This is a genomic window from Lentzea sp. NPDC102401, assembly GCF_044765805.1.
Classification (GTDB): Bacteria; Actinomycetota; Actinomycetes; order Mycobacteriales; family Pseudonocardiaceae; genus Lentzea; species Lentzea sokolovensis.
The window spans coordinates 235,433-249,803 of record NZ_JBIWKS010000008.1 but is presented as its reverse complement, the minus strand read 5'-3'; the positions used below and the strand labels follow the sequence as shown (position 1 = coordinate 249,803).

Genomic DNA, 14,371 nt, shown 5'->3' with positions numbered 1-14,371 from the left:
CGAGCGGAGGGACTTCCCCATGCACCGAGAGACGAAAGTGCTCGTCATCGGCACCGGCTTCTCCGGCCTCGGCATGGCCATCGAGCTGAAGCGCCGCGGTGAGCACGACTTCGTGGTGCTGGAGAAGGCCGCCGACCTCGGTGGCACCTGGCGCGACAACTCCTACCCCGGCTGCGCGTGTGACGTGCCGTCGCACATGTACTCGTTCTCGTTCGAGATGAACCCCAGGTGGTCGCGGATGTTCGCGCAGCAGGGCGAGATCTTCGGCTACCTGCAGCGCGTCGCCGACAAGTACCGGCTGCGGCCGCACATCCGCTTCAACACCAAGGTCTCCGGCGCGCAGTGGGACGACGAGGCCAAGCGCTGGAACGTCACGACCGAGCAGGGCGACACCTACACCGCCCAGGCCCTGGTCGCGGGCGTCGGCGCGTTGCACATCCCGAACGTCCCCGAACTGCCCGGCATCGAGAACTTCAGCGGCAGGACGTTCCACAGCGCGCAGTGGGACCACGACTACGACCTGACCGGGAAGCGCGTCGCCGTCATCGGCACGGGCGCGTCCGCGATCCAGTTCGTGCCGAAGATCGCCAAGCAGGTCGGTTCGATGAAGATCTTCCAGCGCACGCCGCCGTGGATCATGCCCAAGGCCGACCGCGAGATCAACGGCTGGGAGCAGAAGCTGTTCCGCGCCCTGCCCTTCACGCAGCGGCTCTACCGCGACTTCGTCTACTGGACGCGCGAGTCGTCCGCGCTGGGCTTCGCGGTCAACCCGAAGATCATGCAGTTCGCGCAGGGAATCGCGTTGCGACACATGAAGAAGCAGGTGCCGGACCCGAAGCTGCGGGGGAAGCTGAAGCCCGACTACACCATGGGCTGCAAGCGCGTCCTGATCTCCAACGACTTCTACCCGGCGCTGGGCAACCCGAACGTCGACCTGGTGACGGACAAGGTCTCCGAGGTGCGCGAGAAGTCCATCGTGGACAGTGCGGGCGTCGAGCACGAGGTCGACGTCATCATCTACGGCACCGGGTTCCACGTCGTCGACTCGTTCGACTACCTGGACATCCAGGGCAAGGGCGGCGTCGACCTCGCGAAGCAGTGGCGCGAGAAGGGGATCGAGACCTACTTCGGCATCACGGTCTCGGGATTCCCCAACCTGTTCTTCCTGCTGGGCCCCAACACCGGACTCGGCCACAACTCGGTCGTCTTCATGATCGAGTCGCAGATCCGGTACATCTCGCAGTGCCTCCAGCTCCTCGACACACACCGCGCAGCGGAGCTGGACGTACGGCTGGAGGCCCAGCAGGAGTTCAATCGAGAGATCCAGCAGAAGCTCACCAAGGGCGTCTGGACCCAGGGCGGGTGCAAGAGCTGGTACCTCGACGCGCAGGGCGTGAACCGCACCGTGTGGCCGGGATTCACCTGGCGGTACTGGATGCGGACCAAGCGCGTGCGCGCCGAGGACTACGTGCTCACTGCCAAATGATTCACGGTTGCACGATGACCTTCAGGGCGGTCCGCTCGTCCATCGCCTGGTAGCCCAGCGCGACGTCGTCGAGCGAGACCGTCCGGTCGAACACGGGACCGGGGTCGATCCGGCCGGCGAGCACGTCGGCCAGCAGTTCCGGCAGGTAGGCACGCACGGGCGCGACACCTCCACCGATGGCGATGTTGCGCCCGAACAACTTGCCGAGCGGCAGGCCCTTCATCTCGTGCGGCACGCCGACGTACCCGATCCGGCCGCCGTCGCGCACGATGCCCATCGCGGTCTCCCACGACTGCTCGGTGCCGACGCACTCCAGCACGGCCGACGCGCCGAGGCCGCCGGTCATCTCCTTGATGCGCTCGATCGCGGCGTCACCGCGTTCGGCGACCTGGTCCGTGGCGCCGAAGAGCGACGCGATCTTCGCCCGGTCCTCGTGGCGCCCCATCGCGATGATCCGCTCGGCGCCGAGCCGCTTGGCCGCGAGCACGCCGCACAGGCCCACCGCGCCGTCACCGACGACCGCGACCGTGCTGCCGGGAGCGACGCCCGCGCCGATGGCCGCGTGATGGCCGGTGCCCATGACGTCGGACAGGCTCAGGAACGCGGGCAGCAGCGACGCCGGGGCGTCCGCGGGAACCCTGACCAGCGTGCCGTCGGCCTGCGGCACGCGCACGGCCTCGCCCTGGCCACCGTCGCTGCCCTTGCTGCCCCAGAACCCACCGGCGCGGCACGACGTCTGCAGTCCGGCCTGGCAGTACGCGCACGTGCCGTCGCTCCACACGAACGGCGCGATGACGCGGTCACCGACCTGGACGCTCTTCACGTCCCCGCCGACCTCCTCGACGATGCCGAGGAACTCGTGCCCGATCCGCTGCCCGTCCTCGCGCTTGGCCACGCCGCGGTACGCCCACAGGTCGCTGCCGCAGATGCACGCGAGTTCGACCCGGACGACGACGTCGGTGGCCTCCTTGATCGCCGCGTCCGGCACTTCCTCGACGCGGATGTCACGAGTGCCGTAGATCGTCGTAGCCCGCACCTTGGAGCCTCCTCTTGTCTCGTTGCTCAACCGTTACATGGTCCTCCTATGTGGCCGTTCCCGCCGAATCGAGACGCTGTGGAATTGGTTACGCGTGCTTAGGATCGGTGCCGTGCCGATCAACGAAGGTCTCGTGCGAGCCCGTGGTGTCCGATATGCGACCGCTTCCCGGTTCGCCGCGCCCGAGCCGTACAAGTGGGACGGTGTGATCGACGCCGGCGAGCGCGGTCCCGCCTGCCCGCAGCCGCCATCGGCCCTGGCCGCGCTGGTCGGCAGCTCCGTCGACGGCCTGACGTTCGACGAGCACTGCCAGGTGCTGTCCGTCACCGCGCCCGCCGACGCGTCCGGCCTGCCCGTGATGGTCTGGTTCCACGGCGGCGCCTACGTGACCGGCAGCGGTGAGTCGGCGAAGTACGACGCCGGTCTGCTGGCCTCCGAAGGCGTTGTGGTGGTCAGCGTCAGCTACCGCCTCGGCGTCTTCGGTTATCTCCAGGACGACCTGGGCCTGCTCGACCAGCTCACCGCGTTGCGCTGGGTGCGGGACAACATCGCCGCGTTCGGTGGCGATCCGGCGAACGTGACGGCGTTCGGGCAGTCCGCGGGCGCCGACTCGGTGTACGCGCTGATGCTCACCGACACCGAGAACCTGTTCCACCGGGCGATCCTGCAGAGCGCACCGCTGGGCACCCGCAGCCCCGAACGCGCGGAGATGACGGCCGCGCTGCGTGCGTCGATCTCGGTCGACGCCACGACCTCTGTGGACGACGTGCTGGCAGCCCAGGCCGCCGCCGTGGTCGAGATGGGACCGCGGTTCGCACCGTCCGGTGGCATGCCCTTCGCCCCGACCCTGGACGAGGTCGACCTCGCCGCGGCGGCGTCCCGCGTCGAACTGCTCGTCGGGCACACGGCCGACGACGGCAGCCCGTACGTGCCGAGCCGCGAGCACTGGGAGGCGGTGACCGAACTGATCTTCGCTCTGCCGGCCCGTGAACTGGCGCGGGACTGGACGGCCGCGGGTGGACAGGCCGCGACCTACGTCTTCCGGTGGGCGCCCGCCGATGCCCCCATGGGCTCGTGTCACTGCATGGAGCTGCCGTTCCTGTTCGACCCGGACGGCTGGATCGGCGCGGGCATGCTGGCCGGGCAGGAGCCGGACGCCGAGCTGGCGAAGACCGTCCGGAGCACGTGGGCGGGATTCGCGCGAAACGGGATGGACGCGCTGCCGTCCCGCTCGCTTGAATTCGGCGGGTGACCGATCGCGAGCGTTGGCGCACCACGTTCGGAGAGGACGCGGCCCGCTACCACCGGGCCCGTCCCACCTATCCCCCGCAGCTGTTCGAACGCCTGAACGGCCCGCGGATCCTGGAGATCGCCCCCGGCACGGGCCAGGCCACGCTGCCGCTGACCGCGCTGGGTGACGTGACGGCGGTCGAGCTGAGCCCTGACCTGGCCGCCGTCGCCCGTTCGCACGCTCCCGACGCCCACGTGGTCGTGGCGGACTTCGACGACTGGCCGTTGCCCGCCACGCCGTTCGACCTGGTGGTGTGCGCGACGGCGTTCCACTGGCTCGATCCGCACACCCGCATGGCCCGGTGCGCCGCCGCGTTGCGTCCCGGCGGCGTGCTGGCCGTGATCTCCACACACCACATCGCGGGCGGGACCGGGCAGTTCTTCGTGGACGTGCAGGAGTGCTACGAGCGCTGGGATCCCGCCACGCCACCGAATCTGCGGCAGTCCCCCGCCTCGGCCATCCCCTGCGAGTTCGACGAGAGCGCGCTCTTCGACGAGCCCGAGTTCCACCGGTACGAGTGGGAGCAGGCCTACGACACCGAGGCGTACGTCGACCTGCTCCTCACGTATTCGAACCACATCGCGCTGCCTTCACGCGATCAGCTGATCGCGGACATCACGTCGTTGATCGACACGCGGTACGGCGGCCGGGTCGTGAAGCGGTACATGACCCAGCTGGCCACGGCTACGCGCAGGTGATGCGCGGCGAGGCCCAGTCGCCGTGGTCGGAGTTGATGCCGTCACCGGCGTCGGTCAGCACCAGCCGCAGGTTCTCGGCGTCGGTGAGCGACGCGGTGAGCTTCTTCGCCGCGTCGGTGCCCGTGAGCTTGCCGGAGTCGGCGACCTTCACCTCGTCCGCGAAGACCTGGAAGATCACCGATCCCTTGCCCGCGGCCACCTCGTCGTCGACCCCGACGTCCACGGACAGCGTGGAACACCTGCGGCCCAGGTAGAAGTCGATCGTCCCGGCCGCGTGCGCGCCGAAGCCTTTCTGATGCACGACTCCGTTGATCGTGATCGTCCTGCCGTCACCGGCGGCCTGGTTGCCGACGGACCTGTCGATCTCGACGGGACCCCAGCCGTTGGCCGAGGACGACGCCTCGAACGCGGACAGGTCGGTGGTGCCGGCCGGCGGGGTCGGCCGCGGGCCGTCCTTCGAGACGCGGTAGATCACCGTGGCGAGCGAGGGAACCGAGGCCGAGATCGTGCCGGTCGTGGTGCGCGCCGACTTGGTCCAGAGGTCCTTCAGCACCGCCGGTCCGGACATGCCGATCTCCGCCAGCGAGGTCGAGATCGTCTGCGTGGAGCCGGACTTGTTGAACAGCGCCACGGCCTTGTCGCCGTTCGCGAGCGGCTTCACGATCACGTCGACACCGGACTTGCCGGTGGTGCGGATCCGCTTGCCCTGCACGCCCAGCCGATCCTGGTCGACCGCGATGACGTCCTTGTTCTCCAGGATCGTGAACGTGTCGGCGGAGACCTTGCGCAGGTCCGAGCCGATCAGCAGCGGCGCAGCCATGATCGCCCACAGCGAGAAGTGGCTGCGGTACTGCACGGCGCTCATCTTGCCGTTGCCGACTTCGAGCATGTCCGGGTCATTCCAGTGGCCAGGTCCCGCGTAGGAGTCCAGCACGACGTTCTTCTCGTAGATGTCCATCGTGCGCGGCCAGGTGTCGTTGATGTCGCCGGTGGTGCGCCAGAGATGTCCGGTGTCCGACGCCCACTCCCACGGCTTGTTCTGGCCCCACTCGCAGAGGCTGAACACGATCGGACGGCCGGTCTTCTTCAGCGCGTCCCGCATCTTGCGGTAGCGCTGCTTCGCGTCGACGCCCTGGTTGTTGCAGTTGTCGTACTTCAGGTAGTCGACGCCCCAGCTCGCGAACTGCTGCGCGTCGGACTCCTCGTGGTCCAGGCCGCCGGGGAAGCCGTTGTCCTTGTTGCAGGTCTTGGTGCCCGCGCTCGTGTAGATGCCGAACTTCAGGCCCTTGGAGTGCACGTAGTCGGCGACGGCCTTGATGCCGTTGGGGAACCGCGTCCTGTTCGGGACGAGCTTGCCGGCGGAGTCGCGGGTCTTCTCGGCCCAGCAGTCGTCGATGTTGACGTACTCGTAGCCCGCGTCCTTCAGGCCTTTGTTCACGAAGATGTCGGCGATGCCCTTGACCATCGCCTCGTTGAACTCGGTGCGGCAGGCGGTGGTGTTCCAGTTGTTGAAGCCCATCGGCGGGGTCAGTGCGAGGCCGTCCGGCAACGCCTGCGCGGCGGGGACGACGAGAACCGCACTGACCATTGTGGACAGCACGGCCAAGGCGATGGTGCGCATGGGGCTTTCCTCTCCGAGCATCACGCGGGAAGACCCCAGGGCTTGCCGGGGGTCGTGATGGCGACCGGCCGGACGGCCAGGTCGGGGCGGCGGCCCCTGGGGTGCACCAGGACTTCCTGCCCGCGGCGCAACGGGATCTCCAGCGTCCCGTCGCCGCGGTCGTGGTGGCGGACCGGCGCCACCACGGACACCGGGCCGTCGATGCCGTGCCGCAGCACCAGCGGTTCGCCCGCGCGGCTGCGGACCAGCACGAACTCGGTCCTGCCCTTCAGGCGCCTCGCGGTGACGGAGAACCCGCCCTCGCACGAGTGGTCGGCGATCATGACGTCGGGCCACGCGGACGGCACGGCGGGGAACACCCGGACGATCCCGCCCCAGCTCTGGCACACGAAGTCGTGGATCGTCTGCGCGCCGGACAGCGGGGTCTCGACGACCGGGCCGGCCTCGGTGTACATGGTGTTCTCGAGCACCGGGTAGCGCTTGGTGGTGTCGAACATCTTCACGAAGTACGCGTAGGCCTCGTCGCCGCGGAACATCCGCGCGGCGATCGAGCCGGACCCGGAGTAGCTGTAGCCGCGGTGCGCGGGCTCCAGCGACATCCAGTGGTGCAGGGACTTCTCGATCAGCTCACGGTTCTCCTGCTGATCCCAGTTCACCGTCATCAGCGGGAACGTCGCGAGCAGGTGCGAGAAGTGCCGGTGCGACACGGTGAACGGCACCCCGGCGCCGATCATGAACCCGTTGGCGTCGACCGGGTACGGGGTCAGGTCGCGCAGGACCTCACGCCACTTCGGTTCCAGCGGATCGTTGATCTTCAGCTTGGCCGCCGAGTCGATCAGCGTCTGGCAGCCCCAGCGGATCAGCTGCAGGTCGTAGTTGCAGTCGGGCGCGTCGCCGTACTCGGGCGAGGTGGTGACGTCGAGGTGGAGCTTGCCGTCGCTCCCCTTCTTCAGGAAGTGCAGGTAGTAGTTGATCGACCGGCGCAGCAGCGGGAACACGACGTCGGACAGGATCCTGGCGTCCATGCTGTGCCGGTACGACAGCCAGACGTTGTGCAGTGCCCACGTCAGGTTGCCGAGCTCCTTCACGCCGGTGCCGCCGGTGCCCGGTTCGTACAGCGTGCCGGCGTTCGACGTCGTGCGGTCGGTGCTGCGGCCGACGCCCGCCGAGTCGTGCCGGTACGGCTCCTTGACGTTGCGGACGAGCTGGTCCTGGCTGCCCTTCAGGGTGCTGGCGATCGAGTCCAGTTCCAGGTGGTTCGAGCCGTGGATCAGCCAGTACTCCAGCTGCACGTTGAGGTTCCACCAGGCCGCCGCCCACGGCGTCCTCTCGAGCCACGGGCCGGTCGTCGCCATCACCGGGCCCCCGGCGCGTGAACCGGACGCGACCTTGTAGAGCTGGATCCAGTAGAACGACTGCAGCCGCTGGTCTCCGAACGACAGAAAGCTCTTGCGGTAGAAGTCGTTCCACCACTTGCGGTGCGACATGGTCAGCCGCCCGCCGAGCACCGCAGCCTCGCGCACCGCCTTCAAAACGATCTTGTCGGCGGCGGCTTCGGGATAGGTGTGCGCGACCGACAGCAGCAGCCGTTGCGTGCGGCCCCGGGTGATCAACCGGAAAGCGGTTGCCGTCTGCCCGCCCGCGTTCAGCGCCTGCGTCACCAGCGTCTCGCGGCCGTCCGCCGCCGTCACCGGACCGGGGTTGCGGACGTACCCCTCCGGCAGCGGGTCGAAGTCCGCGCGAGGCGGAATCGCCTGGGCGGGAACGAACTCCAGCACCGGCTTCTCGGCGCCGGTCGCGGTGACGTTCAGCGAGAACACCGAGCGTTCGGAGTGGACGTAGGCGGCGAACGTGAGCACGCCGAGCGAGGTGGTCACGGTTCCACGCAGCTCGGCGTTCCACAGGTCCAGGCGCCAGTCGACGGCCGTGACGGTGCCGGCCGCCGTCATCTTCAGGTTTCCGACAGGAAGCCGGCAGACCCCGAACTGGCTGCCGCCGCTCGTGCGGTGATCCTGCACGTCGGCGTGCTGCACGGTGAACCTGACGACGTTCTCTTCGGCGTAGACGACGCTGCCGAGGCGCCCGTCACCGAGGAACGGAGCCTGCCCGTAGCGGGTCGGAGGTTTTTTCCACACGAGATCCTGCGCCCCGACGAAAGTTTCCCAGTCGCGTTTCGACATGCCGTCGCAGCCGGAAACATCCGATGGCCCGGTCTCTTTCCCGGTCGCCACCCCCGACTGACCGAGCAACACCGCTGCCGTGGTTCCCCCGAGGAAACCCCTTCTTCCCAAGACCACTACCCACTCCTCGCCCGCGCATGACGACTGCTCACGTTCAGCTGCGCGGCGAGGCAGCGTGGTTCAGACAACTCGAAAGGTAGGAGTTCTGGGGCACATCGCGCAAGACCCAACCAACCGCAACACGATGCAACAACCGGGTGCTGCTCACCCTGCTACATGGGTAAGACGCCTAGGATGTGCCGCCAAAGGGGCGGGGAGGACACGCATGAGCCGTGCCCTGTACGAGGAGGTGGCCATGGCCGTGTCGACAACGGCGTTCAACGAGGGCAGGGTCCCCCAGCGGGGGCGTCCTCGCGACGCCAGCAGGGACGACGCTTTACGTCAGGCAGCGCTCGAGGTGATGGCCGAGGTCGGGTACCGGGCCCTCACCATGGACGCCGTGGCGGCCCGTGCGAGGGCGGGCAAGGCAACGATCTACCGGCGGTGGGAGTCGAAGCTCGATCTCGTGATCGACACGTGCACCCAGCTCGCCACGCAGAACCTCGCGGCACCGGACACCGGCTCGCTGGCCGGAGACCTGCGCGAGTTCCTCTCGTCGTTCGCCGCGTTCCTCTCGGGACCGATCGGCAAGGCCGCTCAGGCGCTCGTGGGCGAACTTCCGCACGAGCCGGAACTGGCGGCGGCGTTCCGGGAGACGTTCCTGATCTCCCAGCGCGACGTGCTGCGCGGCATCCTGGACCGGGCCGCCGAACGGGGCGAGCTCAAGGCCGACGCCCCGCGCGGCATGGCGGTCGAGATCGCGGGCGCCGCCCTGATCTACCGGCTGATGCTGACCGGGGACCCGCTCGACGAACCGTTCGTGGAGAAGGTCGTCGAGCAGGTGCTCCTGCCGTTGGTGCGGGTTTCCTAGCGGAAGAGCTTGCGGACCAGCGCGAAGCCGACCACGACGCCGACCGCGATCAACGTGTACTTGACCTTGGGCTGGCTCAGCACGTCGAGCACGGACGACTTGCCCTGCTCGACGAGCTTCTGCGGGTTGGCGCGCTCGCTGAGCTCGTCCAGGGTGGCGGCCAGCGCGGTGCGAGCCTGCTCGATCTCGCGCTGAATGGTCTCGGGATCGCGAGCCACATGTCCTCCTAGCAGCGGTTCTGCCCGCAACCGTAGTGGACGGTCGGTGACGCGGCTTCGTGCGACCCTGATCAGACCCGGGAGAGCGAGTCCATGAACGGCCGATAGGCTTCCCCGCGAGGGGTCGTAGCCCAATTGGCAGAGGCACTGGGTTTAGGTCCCAGCCAGTGGGGGTTCGAGTCCCCCCGACCTCATTGATCAGCGCTTTTCAGTGGTTCGCCGCGGGGGCTGGCCCGCGGCGAACCACCTTCAAACTAGCCGCTGAGGCACCGGGTACATCACCAGCGAACTGCTCCGCGAGGCGTTCCCTGCCGTAGAGCCGGACCGACTCCAGCTGCTCGAACCGGCCGGCCGCGGTGAACGTGAGCAGCGACTTGGCCACGAGCGCCGACAGCACCACCAGCACCCGGTCCGAGGGCAGGTCGCAGGCCTGGACCGCGACGTCGAGCCCGAACCCGCGAGGGCCCTGCGAGATGCACCGGAACACGTGCTGTTCGTCGGCGCTCAGGTGGTCGTAGCTCCAGCCGATCGCGGCGCGCAGGCTCTGGTGACGTTCGGCGGCGGTGCGGTTGCCGCGGTTGAGCAACTCCAGGCGGTCGTCCAGGCGTGCCAGAAGCTCCTTGACGGGCAACACGGTCACCAGCCGTGCCGCGAGTTCGATCGCCAGCGGGAGGCGGTCCAGGCGTGCACACAGAGCGGCCAGCACGTCCCTGTCACCGAGTCTCAGGCCCACCTGGTTCGCGCTGGCGCGGTCGATGAACAGCTCCACCGCGTTCGTGATCGACAACGGCGGCACCGCGACCAGCACCTCGCCCGGCACCCGCAGCGGTTCCCGGCTGGTCGCGATGACCGTGAGGCCGGGGCAGCCGAGCAGCAACGGCTCCAGCAGCGCCGCACATTCCGCCGCGACGTGCTCGCAGTTGTCCAGCACCAGCAGCGTCTTGCGGCCGGCCAGCGCGCGCACCAGCGTGCTCAGGACGGGCTCTCCGACCGGCTCGCCGAGCGCCGCCGCGCACGCCCGTGCCACGTCCGTCGCCGAAGCGAGCTCGACCAGCGTCGCCCGGCTTCCGACGAACTCCTTGATCAGCCTGGTCTTCCCGACCCCGGCCGCTCCGACGAGCGTGAGCATGCGCGTGCCGGTGAGCCCGGTGAGACGGAGCAGTTCGGCGTCGCGGCCGATGAAACTGTCCAGTGCCATCACGGGTTCGTTGGCGCGCTGCCGGTAGGCCCGTTGCCGGCAGGCGTTCGAGCAGTACCGCGCGTGTCTGCGCCGGGAGGTGGCGGTCGCGGTGCCGCAGATCGCACACGTCCCCACCTGGTCAGCCATCGAAGTCCATCGTAGTCAAACGATTAACCGCCGGAAAGGCCTTACCGACCGGTTGTGGACCAATGGCCCTCGACGGCGTATACATCGGATCTGTCGCCGCCGCGACCGACGTCTGAGGGGACTGGGCATGCGGTTGTCCACCGTGCGATGGCACGTGGCGGGAGCGCTCGTCATCGCGCTGACAGCGAGCGTCACAACTCCAACAGCATCAGCACAAACCGATCCGTGGCCGAAGGCTGTCGTCACGCTGTCGAACGGCGTTCCGACCCTGGCGGTGAGCCGTGGCGGCACCACGGTGCTGGAACCGGGCCCACTGGGCGTGGTGACGGAAAGAGCGGATCTTTCGACCGGCCTGCGACTGACGGGCCGGACCAAGCGACGCGTGGTCGAGCACTACACGGCGTCATCCGGGAAGCAACGACAGCGCACAGTCGTCCACGAAGAAGAGCGGTACTCGTTCACCGGAGCGGCCCGTCTGGATCTTGTCGTGCGGACCGCCGCCGACGGTGTGGCCTATCGGTACGAACTGCCGGCCGGGCTGGGCAACGTGCTGCGCGAGACTTCGGCGTTCCACATTCCGGCCGCCGCCACCGCCTGGATCGCGAAGTACCGCCGCGACTACGAAAACCCGTTCGTGCAGACGAACGCGGCGACCGCCGAGACCGCCGACTACCTGCATCCGGCGCTGTTCGAGACGAACGGCGTGTACTCACTGCTCACAGAGTCCTCTGTGGACGGACGGCACTCCGGCGCGCACCTCGCGCACACAGCCGGTTCCGGTGTGTACTCGGTCAAGTACTGGGACGAGGAGGTGGCGGTGGACGGACCGTGGCAGTCGCCGTGGCGCACCGCTGTCGTCGGTTCGCTGGCGGACGTGTCGGCGTCGACCCTCGTGGACGACCTGGCGCCGCGGTCGAAGGTGCGCGACACGTCGTGGATCAAGCCGGGCAAGGTGTTCTGGAGCTGGCTCGCCGGTGGTCGCGAGGCCGGCCAGAGTCTCGCGACGCAGAAGCAGTACGTGGACTACGCGGCGGCGCACGGCTGGCCGTACGCGCTGGTCGACGCGGGCTGGTACTTCGACCCGAACTGGGACTACGACCCGTCGTGGGAGCAGACCTCGTGGATTCCGTCGCTGGTCTCCTATGCCGCCGCACGGGGCGTGAAGATCCATCTCTGGGTGCACTACGACGAGTTGGACACGCCCGCGGAGAGCGCGACCCGGCTGGCGTTGTTCGAACGGTGGGGCATCGCGGGCGTGAAGATCGACTTCATGGACTCCGACGGCCAGGACCGCTACCGCTGGTACGACCGGATTCTCGCCGAGACCGCCGCGCACCGTCTACTCGTGAACTTCCACGGTTCGACGATCCCGCACGGCATTCACCGCACGTGGCCGCACGTCATGACGATGGAGGCCGTGCACGGCGGTGAGAAGTCGTCGGGCCTGACAGGTCAGCATCTGACCGCCTTGCCGTTCACTCGCGGTGTCGTCGGAGGCATGGACTACACGCCGCTGGCTTGGCACCGTCCTTCCCGCACCACGTCCGACGCGCACGAACTGGCGTTGACCGTGATCTACGAGTCGGGTCTGGCGAACCTCGCCGGGCGGCCGGAGGACTACGCCGCGCGGCCCGTCGCCGAACGGTTCGTCGACCAGGTGCCGACCGCGTGGGACGAGACGCGGTTGCTGTCCGGGCGTCCCGCGGACCACTCGGTGTTCGCGCGGCGGTCGGGCGACCGGTGGTTCATCGGCGGTGGGTACTCCGGTGCCGCACGGACCGTGTCAGTGCCTTTCTCGCTGCCTTCCGGTCGCTGGCTGGTGGAGATCACCCGAGACGGTCCTGCGGGGCTCGTGCGCGAGTCACGGACCGTGCGCGCAGGGGAGGTGCTGACGTTGGACGTCACCGCCAACGGAGGTTTCGCGGCCATCGCTTGCCGGGCCGGGTCTTCCACGTGCGAGCGGCCGGTTTCCGCGGTGCCCTCTACTTCGGTCTCGGCTTCGGCCCGCGGGTTCACGGTGACCGGGTTGTTCACCACTCGCTCGGACGTGCGCGGGGTGACGTTGGCGCCGCGCGTGCCCGCGGGATGGTCGGTGCTCGGAAACCCTGTCACGGCAAGGGTGGTGCGTCCCGGGCAGGCCTTGTCCGGCACCTGGACCGTCGTGCCGCCTGCTTCGCCCTCGTCCTACGGCCACTTCGACATCCCCGTCGTGGCGTCGTTCAACTCGGGGGTGGAGTCGGAGAAGACCGCCAGGGTGCACCTGGTCCGGCCGCTTCCGGACGGCTGGTCGTACGTGTCGGACCGGCCGTGGACGTCGGCTGTCGGCGGTGACGGCCCGGTGGAGAAGGACCTGACGAACGGCGGTGCCGCAGCCGGTGATGGACGTGGCATCGCTCTGCGCCGCGTGACCTACGGCAAGGGCCTCGGCACGCACGCGGCGTCCGAGATCACCTACGCGCTGGATGCGGGCTGTACCGCGTTCGCCGCCTCGGTCGGTGTCGACGACGAGGCCGGTTTGGACGTGGCCCGCCAGCGCGCCGGTGGCACCGTCGCGTTCCAGGTGGTCGGCGACGGCGTGGTGCTGGCCAGCACGGACGTGCTCGGCGTGCGTTCCCCGGCCCGCGACCTGGCCGTGGACGTGACCGGCGTGAGGACTCTCACGCTGCGGGTTCTGGACGGTGGTGACGGCACGCAGAACGACCACGCTTCTTGGGCGGACGCAAGGATTCGCTGCGCCTAGGTGCTCTCCCCTGAGGTTGGGGTGGGGTTTTCCCCACCCCAACCTTGCGGTTTACCCCAATGTCCCCGGCTCCCCGCGTCCGTAACTTGGACAGCATGAACTTGGTCGACTGGGTCACCGACCTGATGCACGTGGCCGGCGCACCCGGAGCGGCTTTGGCGATCGCGCTGGAGAACCTGTTCCCGCCGCTGCCGAGCGAGGTCTTCCTGCCCCTGGCCGGCTTCACCGCGGCCCAGGGCAAGATGTCGCTGCTCGACGCCATCCTCTGGACCACGTTCGGATCCGTCGCGGGCGCGCTCCTGCTGTACTGGATCGGCGCCGCGCTGGGCCGGGAGCGGGTGCGCCGCATCGCCTCCCGCATGCCGCTGGTCCGGGTGTCCGATGTGGACAGGACAGAGGCCTGGTTCCTGCGCAACGGCTACCGCGCGGTCTTCTTCGGCCGCATGATCCCGGTGTTCCGCAGCCTGATCTCGATCCCGGCCGGCGTCGAACGCATGCGATTAGCGCCGTTCCTCGCCTACACCGCCGCGGGCAGCCTGCTGTGGAACACGGCGCTGATCCTCGCGGGCTACCTGCTGGGCGACAACTGGCACCTGGTCGAGCAGTACGTGGGCATCGGCTCGAAGGTCGTCCTGGGCCTGGCCGTGGTGGCCGTGGCCATCTTCGTGGTCACCCGGCTGTCGAAGAAGCGGGCCGACTCCCGCGTCTAGGAACAGCCGCGCCGAGCAGGCCACGCTCACGAAGCCTGGCGGCCGCGCCGTGTCCTCATCGCCGCACCGCCAGCCCGTCACAGCACCCACGACC

At 68.7% G+C, this 14,371-nt stretch carries 11 protein-coding genes and 1 tRNA gene; 7 read left to right on the top strand and 5 right to left on the bottom strand.

The features are described from left to right. Positions 1–19: 19 nt before the first annotated feature. Complete coding sequence (locus ACIRG5_RS27620; protein ID WP_402909556.1) at positions 20–1,486, top strand: flavin-containing monooxygenase; 1,467 nt, start codon at positions 20–22, stop codon at positions 1,484–1,486. A gap of 1 nt (position 1,487) precedes the next feature. Here the strand turns inward: ACIRG5_RS27620 and ACIRG5_RS27615 are convergent, their stop codons facing one another. Next, positions 1,488–2,522, bottom strand: coding sequence for a zinc-dependent alcohol dehydrogenase family protein (locus ACIRG5_RS27615; protein WP_402909554.1), 1,035 nt, complete (start codon positions 2,520–2,522; stop codon positions 1,488–1,490). 112 nt (positions 2,523–2,634) lie between these two features. Here ACIRG5_RS27615 and ACIRG5_RS27610 point away from each other — a divergent pair, with 112 nt between their 5' ends. After that, positions 2,635–3,774 carry a carboxylesterase family protein gene (locus tag ACIRG5_RS27610; RefSeq protein ID WP_402909552.1) on the top strand — a complete coding sequence of 380 codons (1,140 nt, stop codon included), beginning with the start codon at positions 2,635–2,637 and terminating at the stop codon, positions 3,772–3,774. Beyond that, on the top strand, positions 3,771–4,511 hold the full coding sequence (locus tag ACIRG5_RS27605) for a class I SAM-dependent methyltransferase (protein WP_402909550.1): 741 nt from the start codon (positions 3,771–3,773) through the stop codon (positions 4,509–4,511). Before ACIRG5_RS27610 ends, ACIRG5_RS27605 begins: the two co-directional genes overlap by 4 nt. Here the strand turns inward: ACIRG5_RS27605 and ACIRG5_RS27600 are convergent. Continuing rightward, the gene (locus ACIRG5_RS27600) at positions 4,498–6,132 is read right to left on the bottom strand and encodes an NPCBM/NEW2 domain-containing protein (protein ID WP_402909548.1); all 1,635 of its coding nucleotides are present in this window, start codon (positions 6,130–6,132) and stop codon (positions 4,498–4,500) included. The genes ACIRG5_RS27605 and ACIRG5_RS27600 overlap by 14 nt on opposite strands. Positions 6,133–6,152: 20 nt before the next feature. Next, complete coding sequence (locus tag ACIRG5_RS27595; RefSeq protein ID WP_402909546.1) at positions 6,153–8,312, bottom strand: glycosyl hydrolase family 95 catalytic domain-containing protein; 2,160 nt, start codon at positions 8,310–8,312, stop codon at positions 6,153–6,155. Between the two features lie 325 nt (positions 8,313–8,637). On the opposite strand from ACIRG5_RS27595, the gene ACIRG5_RS27590 reads away from it, so the two are divergent. Then, positions 8,638–9,282, top strand: a complete 645-nt coding sequence (locus ACIRG5_RS27590; protein WP_245822135.1) for a TetR/AcrR family transcriptional regulator — start codon at positions 8,638–8,640, stop codon at positions 9,280–9,282. Here the strand turns inward: ACIRG5_RS27590 and ACIRG5_RS27585 are convergent. Then, the gene (locus ACIRG5_RS27585) at positions 9,279–9,500 is read right to left on the bottom strand and encodes a DUF3618 domain-containing protein (RefSeq protein WP_093598761.1); all 222 of its coding nucleotides are present in this window, start codon (positions 9,498–9,500) and stop codon (positions 9,279–9,281) included. The genes ACIRG5_RS27590 and ACIRG5_RS27585 overlap by 4 nt on opposite strands. A gap of 120 nt (positions 9,501–9,620) precedes the next feature. Between ACIRG5_RS27585 and ACIRG5_RS27580 the strand changes: the two genes are divergently transcribed. Continuing rightward, positions 9,621–9,694: transfer RNA gene (locus ACIRG5_RS27580), tRNA-Leu, on the top strand. A 14-nt stretch (positions 9,695–9,708) separates the two neighbouring features. On the opposite strand, the gene ACIRG5_RS27575 is transcribed toward ACIRG5_RS27580, so the two are convergent. Beyond that, a complete protein-coding gene (locus ACIRG5_RS27575; RefSeq protein ID WP_402909542.1) occupies positions 9,709–10,827 on the bottom strand; it encodes an ATP-binding protein in 1,119 nt (372 codons plus the stop codon). 127 nt (positions 10,828–10,954) lie between these two features. On the opposite strand from ACIRG5_RS27575, the gene ACIRG5_RS27570 reads away from it, so the two are divergent. Together ACIRG5_RS27570 and ACIRG5_RS27565 are read left to right on the top strand one after the other, a co-directional pair. Next, positions 10,955–13,567 carry a glycoside hydrolase family 97 catalytic domain-containing protein gene (locus ACIRG5_RS27570; RefSeq protein WP_402909540.1) on the top strand — a complete coding sequence of 871 codons (2,613 nt, stop codon included), beginning with the start codon at positions 10,955–10,957 and terminating at the stop codon, positions 13,565–13,567. 95 nt (positions 13,568–13,662) lie between these two features. Continuing rightward, positions 13,663–14,277: a DedA family protein gene (locus tag ACIRG5_RS27565; protein ID WP_402909537.1), complete on the top strand. Its 615-nt coding sequence runs from the start codon at positions 13,663–13,665 to the stop codon at positions 14,275–14,277. Positions 14,278–14,371 lie beyond the last annotated feature (94 nt).